General features: G+C 65.7%; 12 protein-coding genes. 5 read left to right on the top strand and 7 right to left on the bottom strand.

The genetic code is table 11. From position 1 onward, the window contains the following. Nucleotide 1 precedes the first annotated feature (1 nt). The 3 genes from KHN93_RS01400 to aceB all read right to left on the bottom strand — a co-directional run bounded on the left by KHN93_RS01400 (nt 2) and on the right by aceB (nt 4,483). Nucleotides 2-1,078 (bottom strand): GGDEF domain-containing protein, encoded by a 1,077-nt coding sequence (locus KHN93_RS01400; protein ID WP_211921653.1) that lies wholly within the window; start codon nt 1,076-1,078, stop codon nt 2-4. Between the two features lie 313 nt (nt 1,079-1,391). Beyond that, nucleotides 1,392-2,687: an isocitrate lyase gene (gene aceA, locus KHN93_RS01395; protein ID WP_211921651.1), complete on the bottom strand. Its 1,296-nt coding sequence runs from the start codon at nt 2,685-2,687 to the stop codon at nt 1,392-1,394. 179 nt (nt 2,688-2,866) lie between these two features. Continuing rightward, nucleotides 2,867-4,483: a malate synthase A gene (aceB, locus tag KHN93_RS01390; RefSeq protein ID WP_211921649.1), complete on the bottom strand. Its 1,617-nt coding sequence runs from the start codon at nt 4,481-4,483 to the stop codon at nt 2,867-2,869. 119 nt (nt 4,484-4,602) lie between these two features. Here aceB and KHN93_RS01385 point away from each other — a divergent pair, with 119 nt between their 5' ends. The 4 genes from KHN93_RS01385 to KHN93_RS01370 all read left to right on the top strand — a co-directional run bounded on the left by KHN93_RS01385 (nt 4,603) and on the right by KHN93_RS01370 (nt 8,501). Beyond that, nucleotides 4,603-5,559 (top strand): LysR family transcriptional regulator, encoded by a 957-nt coding sequence (locus KHN93_RS01385; RefSeq protein ID WP_211921647.1) that lies wholly within the window; start codon nt 4,603-4,605, stop codon nt 5,557-5,559. A 380-nt stretch (nt 5,560-5,939) separates the two neighbouring features. Further along, nucleotides 5,940-7,202 carry a cation:proton antiporter gene (locus KHN93_RS01380; RefSeq protein ID WP_211921645.1) on the top strand — a complete coding sequence of 421 codons (1,263 nt, stop codon included), beginning with the start codon at nt 5,940-5,942 and terminating at the stop codon, nt 7,200-7,202. Nucleotides 7,203-7,347: 145 nt separating this feature from the next. Beyond that, complete coding sequence (locus KHN93_RS01375; RefSeq protein WP_104554620.1) at nt 7,348-8,076, top strand: helix-turn-helix domain-containing protein; 729 nt, start codon at nt 7,348-7,350, stop codon at nt 8,074-8,076. Between the two features lie 74 nt (nt 8,077-8,150). After that, nucleotides 8,151-8,501, top strand: coding sequence for a VOC family protein (locus KHN93_RS01370; RefSeq protein ID WP_104554621.1), 351 nt, complete (start codon nt 8,151-8,153; stop codon nt 8,499-8,501). Between the two features lie 158 nt (nt 8,502-8,659). Here KHN93_RS01370 and KHN93_RS01365 read toward each other — a convergent pair whose 3' ends face one another. Beyond that, on the bottom strand, nt 8,660-9,292 hold the full coding sequence (locus KHN93_RS01365) for a TetR/AcrR family transcriptional regulator (protein ID WP_211921643.1): 633 nt from the start codon (nt 9,290-9,292) through the stop codon (nt 8,660-8,662). Nucleotides 9,293-9,393: 101 nt separating this feature from the next. Between KHN93_RS01365 and KHN93_RS01360 the strand changes: the two genes are divergently transcribed. Next, nucleotides 9,394-10,449, top strand: coding sequence for an MBL fold metallo-hydrolase (locus KHN93_RS01360; protein WP_211921641.1), 1,056 nt, complete (start codon nt 9,394-9,396; stop codon nt 10,447-10,449). Between the two features lie 174 nt (nt 10,450-10,623). Here KHN93_RS01360 and lepB read toward each other — a convergent pair whose 3' ends face one another. The 3 genes from lepB to KHN93_RS01345 form a co-directional block, all read right to left on the bottom strand. Next, the gene (gene lepB, locus KHN93_RS01355; RefSeq protein ID WP_211921640.1) at nt 10,624-11,250 is read right to left on the bottom strand and encodes a signal peptidase I; all 627 of its coding nucleotides are present in this window, start codon (nt 11,248-11,250) and stop codon (nt 10,624-10,626) included. Nucleotides 11,251-11,581: 331 nt separating this feature from the next. Then, nucleotides 11,582-13,750, bottom strand: a complete 2,169-nt coding sequence (gene dcp, locus KHN93_RS01350; RefSeq protein ID WP_054592058.1) for a peptidyl-dipeptidase Dcp — start codon at nt 13,748-13,750, stop codon at nt 11,582-11,584. A 108-nt stretch (nt 13,751-13,858) separates the two neighbouring features. Continuing rightward, complete coding sequence (locus tag KHN93_RS01345) at nt 13,859-14,875, bottom strand: isoaspartyl peptidase/L-asparaginase family protein (protein WP_211921638.1); 1,017 nt, start codon at nt 14,873-14,875, stop codon at nt 13,859-13,861. Nucleotides 14,876-14,891 lie beyond the last annotated feature (16 nt).

The raw sequence follows: 14,891 nt of genomic DNA, 5'->3' as shown, positions 1-14,891 counted from the left end.
CTCAGTGCTTGTCCGACGTGGCTGCGTTGCCGGGTGGCTGCGTGCTGCCCGACCCCAGCGCTTCATGCATGCACAGCACATTGCCGCCTTGCCGCTTTGCTTCGTACAGCGCGCTGTCGGCCAGCGTGTACCAATCGTTCCATGCCGCGTCGGCATCGATCATGCACAGGCCCAGGCTCACCGAGCAGCCCTGCTCGCTCTGGCCGTTCCACAGCCGCGCTTCCACTGCGCGCACGATGCATTCGCCGATGTGATGCAGCAGCTCCCGGGTGCCCTGCGCGACCAGCACACAGAATTCGTCGCCGCCGAGCCGGCAGGCCAGGTCACCGTCGGCGATCACCGAACGCAGCGCGTGGGCGACGTTCTGCAGCACGCGGTCGCCAGCGAGATGGCCGAATTCGTCGTTGATGCGCTTGAAGCGGTCGCAATCGATCAGGATCAGGCCCACCCCGGGCACGCGACCGGCGCGCCGGCATTCCTGCAGATGCAGGGCGAGCCCGCGGCGGTTGTGCAGGCCGGTGAGTTCGTCGGTGCGGCTGAGTTCTTCGGTGTGGTTGAGCTGGTGCGAGGTGACGTAGAGGTTGTCCAGCGCCGCTTCCAGGTCGTGGTTTCGCCGGCGCAACTGGCGGATCAGCAGCTGCTCGTTGTTGACCACCCGCACGATGGAGCGGCGCAGGAAATGCGCCACCATCGACGGGTCGTGATCGACCAGGCGCTGGAAGTCCTCGTGCGCCAGTTCGATCAAACGGGTGTCGGTGGATGCGCTGGCGCCGGCACTGCGCGCATGGTCGCCGATCAACAGGCCAAGTTCGCCGAAGAATTCGCCCGGGCCCAGGTGCTTGAGCATCAGGTCTTCGCCGAAATCCAGATCGATCTGGCCACTGACCACGATGAACATCTGCGTGCCCACTGCACCGCGCTCGAACAGCGCCTGGCCGGCGGCCAATTCGCGGGCGCGGCCAAAGCGGGCGAAAAACCCCAGCTCTTCGGCAGTCATGAGCGCATGCAGCCCGTCCGACAGCGTCTTTGCAACGCTCCCCGTCGGCTCCACTGCGCCGGCAGTGTTATGGCACGTCATCCCAAAATCCCTTAGACCGACCTGCAGCGCCGGCCTGCCTCAGCATCGTACAGGAGCGTTTTGTTCAGCACCAGGTCACACTCCCTCTCATTGAGCTTGAGACGAAATGACGGGTATTGGCAAAAAAAATCGGGCTCGGTTTCCCGAGCCCTTCTCCCCTGCTCCCGGCAGAGCCCGCCATCCTCTTCGACAGGCCACCACCACCCCCAGCGTTGCTCTGCGGTGCTAGCGGGGGCTTGGCGGTGGGCGAAGCCCGCTGCTCCGTTTCACCCGTCAGCCGGCCGGCACGCGGTCGCGGCGCCTGCGCGCTGGGTTATGCGGCCTTTTCGCCGTGAAACTGCTCTTCCTCGGTCGAGCCACGCAGCGCGGTGGTGGACGACTGGCCCTGCTGGATCGCCTGCGTCACCGCGTCGAAATAGCCGGTGCCCACCTCGCGCTGATGCTTGACTGCGGTAAAGCCCATCTCGGCCGCCGCAAACTCGGCCTGCTGCAACTCGACGAAGGCGCTCATCTGGCGGCGTGCGTAGCCGTGCGCCAGGTTGAACATGCCGTAGTTCAAGGCATGGAAGCCGGCCAGGGTGATGAACTGGAATTTATAGCCGTAGCTCGCCAACTCGGTCTGGAATTTGGCGATGGTGGCGTCATCCAGGTTCTTCTTCCAGTTGAAGCTCGGCGAGCAGTTGTAGGCCAGCAATTTGCCGGGGAATCTGGCATGGATGGCTTGCGCAAAGGCGCGCGCAAATTCCAGATCTGGCTTGCCGGTCTCGCACCAGATCAGATCCGCGTACGGCGCGTAGGCCAGCCCGCGGCTGATGGCCTGATCCAGCCCGTTGCGGGTCTTGAAGAAGCCTTCGACGGTGCGCTGCCCGGTAGTGAACGGCTGGTCGTTGGCATCCACATCGCTGGTGATCAGATCGGCCGCCTCGGCATCGGTGCGCGCGATCAGCAGCGTGGGCACACCCAGCACATCGGCCGCCAGACGCGCGGCATTCAATTTTTCGATTGCCTCGCGGGTAGGCACCAGCACCTTGCCGCCCATGTGGCCGCACTTCTTCACCGACGCCAGCTGATCCTCGAAGTGCACACCGGCCGCGCCGGCTTCGATCATCGCCTTCATCAGCTCGAAGGCGTTGAGCACGCCGCCAAAGCCAGCTTCGGCATCGGCCACAATCGGCTGCAGGAAGTCGATCTCGTCATTGCCTTCGGCGTGATGCAGTTGATCGGCACGCAACAAGGTGTTGTTGATGCGCTTGACCACCGCCGGCACCGAGTCGGCCGGATACAGCGACTGGTCCGGATACATCTGCCCGGCCAGGTTCGCATCGGCGGCGACCTGCCAGCCGGATAGGTAGATCGCCTTCAACCCGGCCTTGACCTGCTGCATCGCCTGGTTGCCGGTCAACGCGCCCAGCGCATTAACGAACGGCGTGGCGTGCAACGCGCTCCACAACTTGTCCGCGCCCAGCCGCGCCAGCGAATGCTCGACATGCACGGTGCCGCGCAAGCGCACCACGTCGGCGGCGGTGTAGTTGCGGGTGATGCCGGCCCAGCGCGGGTTGCTGGCCCAGTCTTGCTGGATCTGTTCGGCGGTCTGCAGTGTGCTGCTCATGGTGCGTTCTCCTGGCAGGGATACGACGGATGCAACGAGGAAGGAAGGGCGCATTGACACGCGCGCCGGGCATGGCAAGGCCGTCGTTGCGCGCGTGGGCGCAACCGGCGGTGTGGTGCATGACGTGGATAGATTGCAGCGGCAGCGGGCAAGCGCTGGCGTGTCGCTGCAGCGTTGGCTCAATCGATCAGGCGATACGCCGGCACGGTGAGGAAGTCGGCCAGCGCATCGGCGCGGCTGAGCGTGTCCAGCAATGCAATGGCGTCGTCGATGCGCGCGGCGCCCGGCAGTGCATCGGTCGCGCCCAGGCGTGCCGGCAGCGCACGCAACGTGGCCTGCAACAGGGGCTGATCGATCGCAGTGCCGTCGTCCAGGTGCTGGCCGTGATGCAACCACTGCCACAGCTGCGCGCGGCTGATTTCGGCAGTGGCAGCGTCTTCCATCAGGTTGTGGATGGGCACGCATCCATTGCCGTCCAGCCAGGCGGCCAGATAACGCACGCAGACTTCGACATTGCCTTCGAACCCGGCGCGGGTGACGGTGCCCGGCGAAGGCGCGATCAGCATGTCGCGCGTCACCTGCACGTCGTTGCGCAAGACATGCTGCTGATGCGCGGTGGGCATGTGTTCGTCGAAGATCTTCATCGCCACCGGAATCAAGGCCGGATGCGCCACCCAGGTGCCATCGTGCCCGGCGCTGACTTCGCGCAGCTTGTCGGCACGCACGCGCGCCATCGCCTGCTCGTTGGCGGCCTCGTCGTGATTGATCGGAATCTGCGCGGCCATGCCGCCCATCGCATGGGCGCCGCGGCGATGGCAGGTCTTGATCAACAGTTCCGAATACGCCTTGAGGAAGGGCTGGGTCATGGTGACCTGGCCACGTTCGGGCAGCACGCGGTCGCGATGCGCGCGGAAGGTTTTCAGATACGAAAAGATGTAGTCCCAGCGGCCACAATTGAGCCCGACGATCCGCTCGCGCAGCGCGTGCAGGATCTCGTCCATCTCGAACACCGCCGGCAGCGTTTCGATCAGCACGGTCACCTTGATCTGCCCGTGCGGCAGGCCGAGCATCGCTTCGATATGCGCCAGCGCGGTCTCCCACAGCGCGGCTTCTTCCATGCTCTGCAACTTGGGCAGATACAGATACGGGCCACGGTCCTTGGCCAGCAGCGCGCGGCCGTTATGGAAGGCGAACACCGCCGCATCGAACAGGCCGCCGGCCAGCGGCTGCCCATCGATGAGCACGTGCTTCTCATCCAGATGCCAGCCGCGCGGGCGCACGATCAACACCGCGCGCTCGGCTTCCGGACGCAACGCGTAATGCTTGCCGTTGGGCGCATCGAAGCTGAGATCGCCGCGCACCGCAGCGGCCAGCGTGCGCTGGCCGGCCAGCAGGTTGCGCCAGGTCGGCGCGGTGGAATCCTCGAAGTCGGCCATGAACACCTTGGCGCCGGAGTTCAGCGCGTTGATGACCATCTTCGGATCGGTGGGGCCGGTGATCTCCACCCGGCGGTCCTGCAGCGCCGATGGCAGTGCGGCGACGCGCCAGTCGCCATCGCGGATGGCGCGGGTGTCGGGGCGGAAATCCGGCAGCTGGCCGGCATCGAATTCGGCCTGGCGGGCGCGCCGCTGGGCCAGGCGCTGCTGGCGACCAGGCTCGATCGCGCGGTGCAGCGACACCAGCAAGGCCAGCGCGGCGGCCGGCAGCAGTTCCGCCTGGCCTGCAACCTGCGTGGTCAGCGACAGACCGGGCGTGGCGCGTTCGGCGGGACGTGGGGCAAAAGCGGTGGCAGACATGTCGGGGATTCCTTGTGCATCCGGACCTGCACCGTGCGCCGCCGGCAACTATTTGACAAAGCAGTTTTATCAATGCTGTAAATAAGCCTGACTTATATTGCGCTTCATAACATACCCAGATGTCGCCAACCCCGCGATTTTCCTACAAATCCGACCGGCTCAAACCGCTGCGCGCGTTCTGCCAGACGGTGCGTCTGGGGTCTGTCTCACGGGCAGCTGAGGCGCTGTATGTGAGCCAGCCGGCAGTGACCCTGCAACTGCAGTCGCTGGAACGCGACCTGGGCGTGGCCTTGTTCGAGCGCTCGGGGCGACGCATGGCGCCCAGCCGCGAGGGCCAGCTGCTCTACGACATGGCACTGCCGCTGGTGGAGAGCCTGGACGGGCTGGAGGCGAGCTTTCGCGAGAAGGTGCGCGGGCTGGATGCGGGCGAGCTCAATATCGCCGCCAACAGCTCCACCATCCTGTACCTGCTGCCGCGCATCGTGGCGAACTTCCGCGCGCGCCACCCGGACGTGCGGCTGACCCTGCATAACGCCATCAGCGCCGACGGCACCGACCTGCTGCGCGAAGACGCGGTGGACCTGGCAATCGGCTCGATGCTGGACGTGCCGGCCGACCTCAACTATGCGCCGGTGTATCGCTTCGAACAGCTGCTGATCACCCCGCCCGACCACCCTTTGGCCAGCAAGTCAACGGTCACGCTGCAGGATCTGTCGCCGTATCCGCTGATCTTGCCACCGCGCCGGCAGGTGACCTATCGCTTGGTCGATCTGATCTTCCAGCAGGCACGCGTGCCCTACACCGTGGCGCTGGAGGTGGGCGGCTGGGAAGTGATCAAGCAATACGTGGCGATGGACATGGGCATCTCCATCGTCACCGCAATCTGCGTCACCGATGCAGACCGCGACAAACTCGCCACTCGCTCGCTGAAGGACTACTTCCCCACCCGCAGTTATGGCGTGGTGGTGCGCAAGGGCAAATATCTCTCGCCGCAGGCACGCGCGTTCATCGAGTTGATCCAGCCGGACCTGTTCACCCCGCGCGGGTATGACGAGAGCGGCGATTCGGAGCGGTGAGTCTGCTGCCTGCTGTGCGCGCGTGAGCTCGCATCGCACCTGAGCTTGCTCGCCAAGCACGGCGCATGAGGCCGTTACGCGCGCTCCATCTGCGATGCCGTGTGCGACATGCGGGTTGCCGTTGAAGGCGTCGTTCGATCAAGCCGTGCAAGCGCACACAAGCAGCACCGACGGGTGGTTCCTGCTGCAGTACGAATCACTCCGCACTGCGCCGCATCATGTCGGCTCGATGCCACTGCACGGCGGTTGTCGTCATAGACTAGGCCGATGCTATGAGGACGGCATGTCACTGCTGATCAGTCCGGGGGAAACAACTGACCAGATGCGCAGCCGTCCCGCACTGCAGAAGCGAGCCGACTCAACCAACCAAGGCTGACGCAATGAATCCGACCATGCTATTGCTGGTGCAGTTGGCGCTGATACTGGGCGCGGCGCGTGCATGCGGTGCGCTGCTGCAACGCTTCGGGCAGCCGCCGGTGATCGGCGAGATGGCCGCCGGCCTGCTGCTGGGGCCGATCGCATTCGGCGCGTGGCTGCCGGAGTTGCATGGCGTGTTGTTCGCCTCCAGCAGCTTGCCGCCACTGTCGGGCCTGGCCAACATCGGCGTGGTGCTTTTCATGTTCATCGTCGGCGTGGAGTTGCGTGCGCCGGAAGGCACCACTGCGCAGGTGCGCGCGTCAGTACTGGTGGGGCTGTCCGGTATCGTGCTGCCGTTGCTGCTGGGGCTGGCCGCCGCACCGTGGTTGTTTGCGCGCTTTGCTCCGCAAGGCATCGGCTTCTGGCCCTTCGCCTTGTTCATTGCCGCAGCGATGTCGGTGACTGCGTTTCCGGTGCTGGCGCGCATCCTCAAGGACCGCAACATGACCCGTACGCCAGCCGGCCGCCTGGCCCTGGGCGCGGCGGTGATCGACGATGCCACGGTGTGGATGTTCCTGGCGATCGTGCTCACCCTGACCGGCGGCAACAGCCATGGCGGCGTTGCGTTCACTGCGGCCGGTGCGGTGGTGCTGATTGCGGTGGTGTTCGGCGTGTTGAAGCCGATGTATGCGCGCGTGCTCACCCCGCACGCAAGCGATGGAGGCTATGCTCCGACTGCGCTGGTGTGGGTGCTGATCGGTGTGCTGGCCTGCGCCGCAGCGGCTGAATGGATCGGCCTGCATGCGATCTTCGGCGCATTTCTGTTCGGCATCTGCGTACCGCGCGATGACCGCCTGCTGGAACACCTGGCCGGGCGCATCGAACCCCTGGCGATCAGCTTGCTGATGCCGGTACTGTTTGCGGTCGCCGGCCAGGCCACCAGCCCCGGTGTGTTCGTCGGCGCAGGTGTGGCGGGCTTTGCGTTGGTGGTCGGCGTGGCGGTCACCGGCAAGCTGCTCGGCTGCACCCTGGGCGCGCGCCTGAGCGGCCACGATTGGCGCGATAGCCTGAGCGTGGGTTCGCTGATGAACGCACGCGGCCTGATGGAACTGGTGGTGATTAAGATCGGCCTGGATAGCGGCGTGATCGGGCCGGACCTGTTCACCCTGCTGTTCGGCATGACGCTGGTGACCACGGTGATGGCCTCGCCGATGGTGGCCTGGTTGCAACGCGGCCGGCACACTGTCACCGCCAACGTGCTGGGCGCGGGCAACCGGCCGCATTGACGATGCAGCGCCAGCCTGCCGGATGCGGCCACGATGGTTGCGTCGGCGCGGGCCTGCGATGTCGACCGAATGCGGTCGACGCCATGCACTCTGATCGCCGCGGCCACCGAGCCGCACGGCATCCACCTCTTCGCACAACACACTGATGTCCGAACTCTCCGAGTCCTGTTATGCCGAAAGCCCGGCACCGCCGGCGTTACACGCGCAGCTGCAGTGCAGTTGGCGGTTTCGCCAGGGCACGGCCGCAACGGACCCCGTGCTGGTCTTGCCCGATGGCAGCGTCGATCTGATCTGGGATGGCACGCTGCTGTTGGTTGCCGGGCCCGATCGCACCGCCGCCATGGCAGCGCTGGCACCGGGCAGTGCGCTGAGCGGGGTGCGCCTGGCAGCGGGTGCGGCAGCCGGCCTGCTGAAGCTCCCGCTACATGCCATTGCCGACCAACGCGTTGCACTGGAATCGCTGTGGGGCGTGCAAGGGCGCACCTGGCAACACCGCCTGGAAGACGGTGCCGACCCGCTGCACACCTTGCAGGCGCTGTGTCGACAGCACGGCACATCGCAAGACCGCCAGATGGCGTGGCTGTTCGATCGATTGAGTGCCGGCACCCCCGCCCGGCTGAGCGAATTGACCCAGGCGCTGGGTCTCAGCGAGCGCTCGTTGCGCCGCCGTTGCCAGGATGCGTTCGGCTATGGCAGCAAGACGCTGGAGCGGGTACTGCGTCTGCAGCGCTTTTTGCGTATCGCCAGCCAGCACCGCAGTCTGACCGACGCAGCGCTGGATGCCGGTTACGGCGATGCGCCGCACCTGGTGCGCGATGCGCGCCAGCTCACCGGCCTGAGCCCGCGCGTGTTGGTACGGCGCCACGCACGCTAAGTTGGCCGTTTTCGCCAAGCCGGGCACGTGCACCGACTGCATGCTGTACCTCCACTCCCGGAGGAAGCCACGCCATGACCGACAACACGCCGCAGCACAGCATCGACTACCTCGAACTCGCCGTCGACTCGATCGCCGTCGCCAAGGCATTTTACGGGCAAGCCTTCGACTGGACGTTTCAGGATTACGGCCAGGATTACTGCGAATTCCGCGACGGCCGGCTGAGCGGCGGCTTCTTCCACGGCCCCGCCCAGCCCGGTGGTGCGCTGGTGGTCCTGGCCTCCGACGACCTCGCCTACAGCCAGGCACGTATCGAAGCGGCGGGCGGGCACATCACCAGGCCGGTCTTTGCGTTTCCCGGCGGGCGACGTTTTCATTTCACCGATCCGCATGGCTATGCGCTGGCGGTGTGGTCGAAGGACTGAGCGTGCAACATGCGCAGGCTGCAGCGGCATGGGTTGCACAGACAGCGCGGCGCAAGACGCAGTCGTTGCACCTGCAGCGCTGCGGTCGACCTGCAATGCGAGGAAGGTCCGGCCTGCGATGCGGGGCGGCGCTGCGCGGGCACCCGCAACGCAGGCCATCACTCGCGCCCGTACAAACCCAGGAACATCGCCACTGCCGATTCGGCCACCTGGGTGCGTTGCTGTGGCGACAGCGGCGGCTGGCCCATGGCGATCTGCGGCCAGAACGCGAAGCCCTTGATCAGTGCCTGCAGTTGCTGCGCGCCGACCTCCGGCTCCACGCCCACCAGCCGGCAGTCGGCCAGTGCGGCGCGCACCCAGGTGGTGGTGCCTTCTTCCTTGCTGCCCAATTGCGCGATCAGCGCACGTGCGCGCTCGGGCGAATGGATGCCTTCGGCTATGGCGACACGCGACAGGTCGATAAACGCCGGGTCGTCGAGCAGGTGTAGCTTCTGCTGCAGCAGCTGGATCAGCTGAGCGCGCAGCGGCTGGTCGGACCGGTAGACAAGATTCACCGCGTCGGCGCTGCGTTGCCACAGCCCGCGCAGGATCTCGCCGAACAGCGCATCCTTGCTGGGGAAATGGTTGTAGACGGTGCGCTTGGACACGCCCGCAGTGGCCGCCACGCGGTCCATGCTGGTGGCCTCGAAGCCATGCTGGCGGAACTCGACAATGGCCGCCTCGACGATGGCGTGGCGCTTGCGGTCGGTCAGCCGCTGCGGAGCGGGCCGGGGGGAAGATGCGCTCGACATCGGATCATTTTACACCCGACAGTTTACTTTCAGCGGAATGAAACTACACTGCTCAGTGTAATTTCCTCCTGTTGTCGCTCCCTGCCCCGGTCGGACTCCCCATGGCTTCCTCTCGCCCTTCCCCGTATGCCGATTCGCCGCAGTTTCGCGGCGGCCGGTTCCGCAATGCGTTGCCGCTGCCGACCACCGCGCTCAGCTTGCGCAAGCAAATCGGCCTGATCTGGACGTTCCTCTTCGACAAGCCCAGCACCACGGTGCCGTCCGCGCCGCTGCCGGTACAGCCGCTGACACGCACGCAGCTGCTTACCGCGCCCGATCGCAGCCTGTATCGCCTGGGCCATTCCACCGTGCTGATGAAGCTGGCCGGTGGCCTGTGGCTGACCGACCCGGTGTTCTCCAGGCGCGCCTCGCCGGTGCCATTCGCCGGGCCCAAGCGCTTCCATGCGCCACCGATCGCGCTGGACGAACTGCCGCCCCTGGCCGGGGTGATCCTGTCGCACAACCATTACGACCACCTCGACCGCGCCAGCATCCGTGCCCTGGCCGACCGCGTCGGCGTGTTCGTCGCGCCCCTGGGCGTGGGCGATCTGCTGGTGCGCTGGGGCGTGGACCCGGGCAAGGTGCGCCAGCTGGACTGGTGGGACACGATCAACATCGATGGCCTGCAACTCACCGCCACTCCGTCGCAGCATTTTTCCGGGCGCGGCCTGTTCGATAGTGGGCGTTCGCTGTGGTGCTCCTGGGCGATCCAGGAGCGCGAGCTGCGCGTGTTCTTCAGCGGCGACGGCGGCTATGGCCCGCACTACAAGACCATCGGCCAACAGCTCGGTCCGTTCGATGTAGCGCTGATCGAAAACGGCGCCTACGATCAGCAGTGGCCGCATGTGCACATGCAGCCGGAGCAGAGCCTGCAGGCCTACCTGGACGTCGGCGGGCAGACCCTGCTGCCGATCCACAACGGCACCTTCGACCTGGCCATGCACGCGTGGCAGGAACCGCTGGACCGGATCGTGGCCTTGGCCGACAGCGCCGGCGTTGCGCTGGCGACGCCGCGCATGGGCGAGCGGGTGGATCTGAACGCGCCCGGCAATCGCCTACGCTGGTGGCGACAGGATGCTGCGACTCAGGCGTCGGATGGCCTGGTGGCGCCGCGCTAGCCAGTGCATGGCGGCGCGGCGCATGAGCAGGTGGCGGTCGCGCGTTTGCCCTGCGTCATCGTCATGGTCATCGAAGCAACGTGCGCGATTGCTGCCGACAATGCCATGCGCTGCCTCGCTAGCGCAGGGCGCTAACGCCGTTGCTTCTGCTGGCGTCTACGCGCAGACCATGCATCACAGGCGCTGCCACTCCAGCCCTTCGCCACGCCGGTAATACACCGCCACCGCCTTGCCGTAGACAGCCGCTGCATCGACTAATCCGAAGTAACGTCCATCCAGGCTGTTGCCGCGGTGATCGCCCAGCATCAGCAGCTTGCCGGGCGGCACAGTCAGCCCGGCGATGTTCGGGCCGCCGCCATTGCCAAGATTCAACTGCGCCAGGTGCGCGCCGAAGCGTTCGGCATCGCCACCTTCCACTGCCAACGGCTTGTGGTTGATCTGCAGATGGCCATCGATCAGGTCGACCCGGTCGCCTGCCACCGCCACCACACGCTTGATCAGGCGTGTACCATCGCGCGGCGAATCGAATACCACCACCTCGCCACGCTGCGGTCGATCGCTATCGACGAGGATGCGGTTGCTCAACGGCAGTCGCCAGCCGTAGGCATGCATGTCCACCACCACGCGATCGCCCGGCTCCAGGGTGGGCTGCATTGAGCCGCTCGGCACCTGATAGTGATTGGCGAACGAGGAACGCGCTGCAGTCATCAGCACCAGCAGCACCAACAACGGCAGCAGTTCCTTGCGCGCCCAGTGCGCGGCGCGTTGCAGACGTGAGGTGGTCGCAGTGGCTTGGCTCATGAGGCACCTGTTGGTGTGAATGGTGGCGCGGGGATGGCCTGTTGAAGATGCGCTTGCGCAGCGGGTCGGTGGAAGTGACGAAAGGCATGGCACCAGTTGGGTGTTACTTCGAATGCTGCTTAGGTCACTGCCCCGTTATTGCCAGTTCCGCTAGGGACTGGCGGCCCCAAAAGGCAACAGCAAGGCGCCACCGGCAAAGGCAGTCGCAACACCATCACCTGATGCACCATCCACAAACAAAAACGGGATGGCGCGTGGCCATCCCGTTTCGATTGCTGTTGCAGCTACTGCACACGCATGCGCCAACGACGCAGGCGCGTCATCCAGTCGCTCACTCCGTCAGACCGCGATTTTCCAGCAACGCCTTGACGCTGGGATCCTTGCCGCGGAAATCGCGATACAACGTGGCCAAATCGACGGTATTGCCGCGCGAAAGGATCTTGGCGCGGAAGGTGTCGCCGTTCTTGCGGTTCAAGCCGCCGTTTTCCTTGAACCATTCGAATGCGTCGTCGTCGAGCACTTCCGACCAGAAATACGCGTAGTACCCAGCCGAATATCCGCCGCCCCAGATGTGGTCGAAATAGCTGCTGCGATAACGCGGCGGCACTTCGGCCAGGTCCACCTTGAAGCGCTTCAGGGCGTCGGCTTCGAACTTGCTCACGTCCTGCAGCGGCGCATCGGCCGGCTGGGTGTGCCAGGCCAGATCGAGCAACGCGGCCGATAGGTACTCGGTGGTGGCGTAGCCGCTGTTGAAGGTCTTGGCCTTCTTGATCTTCTCCACCAGCTCGGCCGGCATCGCCGCGCCGGTCTGGTAGTGCTTGGCGTAATTGGCGAAGACCTTGGGATCGGAGGCCCAGTGCTCGTTGAACTGCGAGGGGAACTCGACGAAGTCGCGCGAGGTGCTGGTGCCGGCGATCGAGGGGTACTTCACCTTGGAGAACATGCCGTGCAGCGCGTGGCCGAACTCATGGAACAAGGTGGTGACGTCATCGAAGCTCAGCAGCGCCGGCTGGCCGGCGGCCGGCTTGGTGAAGTTGCAGACGTTGTAGACCACCGGCTTGGCGCCGGTGAGACCGTCCTGCTCGACGAATACATCCATCCAGGCGCCGCCGGACTTGCTGTCGCGCTTGAAGTAGTCGGTGTAGAACAGCGCCATCGAGGTGCCGTCCGCGTCGAACACTTCATACACCTTCATGTCCGCGTGATAGGTCGGGATGTCGGTGCGCTGCTTGAAGGTGATGCCGTACAGCTGCGTGGCCGCGTAGAAGACGCCGTTCTGCAGCACGTTGTCCAGCTCGAAATACGGCTTGATCTGCGCCTCGTCCAGGTCGTACTTGGCCTTGCGCACCTGCTCGGCGTAGAAGTCCCAATCGGAGGCGGCGAGTTTGAAGTCTCCCTTCTGCGCGTCGATCACCTTCTGCATTTCGGCCACTTCGCGGCGTGCCTTGGCGGTGGCCGCCGGCACGGTGTCGGTCAGCAGCTTGAGCGCGGCGTCCGGGGTCTTGGCCATCTGGTCGCCCAGGCTGTAGGCGGCGTAGTTGTCGAAGCCGAGCAGCTTGGCCTTCTGTGCGCGCAGCTGCGCCAGGCGCTGGATGGTCTGGCGGGTGTCGTTGGCATCGCCTTTTTCCGCGCGCGTTTCCGAGGCCTTGAGCACGTCGGCGCGCAGCTGGCGGTCCTTCAGCGAGGCCAGCACCGGCTGCTGGGTGGTGTTCTGCAGGGTCAGCAGATACTTGCCATCGAGCTTGCGCGCCTTGGCCGCATCGGCGGCAGCGGCAATGTCGCCCTCGCTCAGGCCGTCGAGCCTGGCCTTGTCGTCCACCACCACCGCACCGGCGGCCGAGGCGGCCACCAGACGGGTATGGAACTGGGTGGAGAGCGTGGTTTCTTCGATATTGAGCTTGCGCAGGCTGGCCTTGTCGGCCTCCGACAGCTGCGCACCGGCACGCACCAGCTCTTCGTAGTCGCGCTCGACCAGACGCTTCTGCTCCGGCTCCAGGTTCAGCGTGTCGCGCTGGTCGTAGATCGTCTTGACGCGTGCGAACAGCTTCGGGTCGAGATTGATCTCGTCCTGGTGCGCGGCCAGCTTGGGCGCGATCTCTTCCTGGATCTTCTGGCGTGCGTCGCTGGTGTCGGCCTGCACCAACCCGAAGAAGATGCGCGACACGCGCGTGAGCGTTTCGCCGCTGCGCTCCATCGCCTCGATGGTGTTGTCGAAGCTGGGCGGCTCGGGGTTGTCGGCGATCTTGCGGATGTCGGCCAGGTGCAGGCGCATGCCTTCTTCGAAGGCCGGCAGGTAATCGGCGTCCTTGATCTTGTCGAACGGCGGCGCCTGGAACGGCAGCGTGCTGGCGGTCAGCAGCGGGTTCGGCGCAGCATCCGCGGCCGGGGTGGTGGCGGTCTTTTCGGGCACGGTGGTGGACTCCTTACCGGACGAATCTTTTCCAGAACAAGCAGCCAGTGCCAGGGTGATGGCAGCGGCCAGAACGACGGTACGCGACATGGCGTGTGATTCCTGAGTGGGTAGCGCAGCCGGTCACGCTAGCGGGTTTGCGCAGCGTCGGCATGTGCCGTTGGATTGGGAAGATGGGTGCGATTGAGGATGCGCGCGCTACAGCGTCTCGTCCTTGAAGATCGCCACGTGCGGGGTGCCGTCGGCGCCGATCCAGCCGCGGTACATGCCTTCGTTATTGAACGGGAATGCGGCGTTGCCCTGCGCGTCCAGCGCGATGGCGCCGCCATCGCCGCCGGCCTTGGGAATCTCCTGGTCGATCACCGTGTCGGCGGCCTGTTGCAGCGACTGCCCGGCGTATTTCATGCGTGCGCAGATGTCGTAGGCGGCCACCGCGCGAATATAGAACTCGCCCCAGCCGGTGCCGGACACCGCGCACTGGCTGTTGGCGTAGGTACCGGCGCCGATGATCGGCGCATCGCCGACGCGGCCGTAGCGCTTGTTGGTCATGCCGCCGGTGGAGGTGCCGGCGGCCAGGTGTCCTGCGCGATCCAGCGCCAGCGCGCCCACGGTGCCGAAATGCTTGGCGGTTTCCAGGTCCAGTTCGGCCTGCGCCTGGCGGTCGCCGGCTTCGGCCTTGCGCGCTTTCTGCAGTTGCTGCCAGCGCTTGTCGGTGCGGAAATAACTGGGGTCGACCAACGTGACGCCCTGCTCGCGCGCGAATTGTTCGGCGCCGTCGCCGACCAGCATCACGTGTTTGGAATGGTCCATGACGCTGCGCGCCAGCTGGATCGGGTTCCTGACCGTGTGCACGCCGGCAATCGCACCGGCCTTGCCGGTGGCGCCGTCCATGATCGCGGCATCCAGTTCGTTCTTGCCGTCATGGGTGAACACCGCACCGCGCCCGGCGTTGAACTGCGGCGCATCCTCCAGCACGGAGATGGTGGCCGCCACCGCATCCACCGCGGTGCCGCCACGTTGCAGCACCGCGTGCCCGGCGCGCAGCGCGCGTTGCATCGCCTCGCGCGCCTGCGCCTGTTCCTCGCCGGAAAGGCTGGATTTTTCCACCCCGGCGCCTCCGTGGATCACCAGCATCGGCGTGGCCGCCAGCAGCGGGCCGGCAGCAAGCAGGAGCGAGAGCGACAAACACAGTGCGCGTGCGGACAAGCCCATCATGGTGTTTCCTCGGTGG

This window comes from Xanthomonas arboricola pv. juglandis, assembly GCF_905367715.1.
GTDB classification, from domain to species: Bacteria; Pseudomonadota; Gammaproteobacteria; order Xanthomonadales; family Xanthomonadaceae; genus Xanthomonas; species Xanthomonas arboricola.
Note: the sequence above shows the minus strand (reverse complement) of the source record. Positions and strands in the feature narration are given on the sequence as shown.

What these genes read in the sequence shown, in the direction of transcription:
- KHN93_RS01400 (WP_211921653.1), bottom strand. Translation starts at nt 1,078, where the DNA reads ATGACGTGCCATAACACTGCCGGCGCAGTGGAGCCGACGGGGAGCGTT.
- aceA (WP_211921651.1), bottom strand. Translation starts at nt 2,687, where the DNA reads ATGAGCAGCACACTGCAGACCGCCGAACAGATCCAGCAAGACTGGGCC.
- aceB (WP_211921649.1), bottom strand. Translation starts at nt 4,483, where the DNA reads ATGTCTGCCACCGCTTTTGCCCCACGTCCCGCCGAACGCGCCACGCCC.
- KHN93_RS01385 (WP_211921647.1), top strand. Translation starts at nt 4,603, where the DNA reads ATGTCGCCAACCCCGCGATTTTCCTACAAATCCGACCGGCTCAAACCG.
- KHN93_RS01380 (WP_211921645.1), top strand. Translation starts at nt 5,940, where the DNA reads ATGAATCCGACCATGCTATTGCTGGTGCAGTTGGCGCTGATACTGGGC.
- KHN93_RS01375 (WP_104554620.1), top strand. Translation starts at nt 7,348, where the DNA reads ATGTCCGAACTCTCCGAGTCCTGTTATGCCGAAAGCCCGGCACCGCCG.
- KHN93_RS01370 (WP_104554621.1), top strand. Translation starts at nt 8,151, where the DNA reads ATGACCGACAACACGCCGCAGCACAGCATCGACTACCTCGAACTCGCC.
- KHN93_RS01365 (WP_211921643.1), bottom strand. Translation starts at nt 9,292, where the DNA reads ATGTCGAGCGCATCTTCCCCCCGGCCCGCTCCGCAGCGGCTGACCGAC.
- KHN93_RS01360 (WP_211921641.1), top strand. Translation starts at nt 9,394, where the DNA reads ATGGCTTCCTCTCGCCCTTCCCCGTATGCCGATTCGCCGCAGTTTCGC.
- lepB (WP_211921640.1), bottom strand. Translation starts at nt 11,250, where the DNA reads ATGAGCCAAGCCACTGCGACCACCTCACGTCTGCAACGCGCCGCGCAC.
- dcp (WP_054592058.1), bottom strand. Translation starts at nt 13,750, where the DNA reads ATGTCGCGTACCGTCGTTCTGGCCGCTGCCATCACCCTGGCACTGGCT.
- KHN93_RS01345 (WP_211921638.1), bottom strand. Translation starts at nt 14,875, where the DNA reads ATGATGGGCTTGTCCGCACGCGCACTGTGTTTGTCGCTCTCGCTCCTG.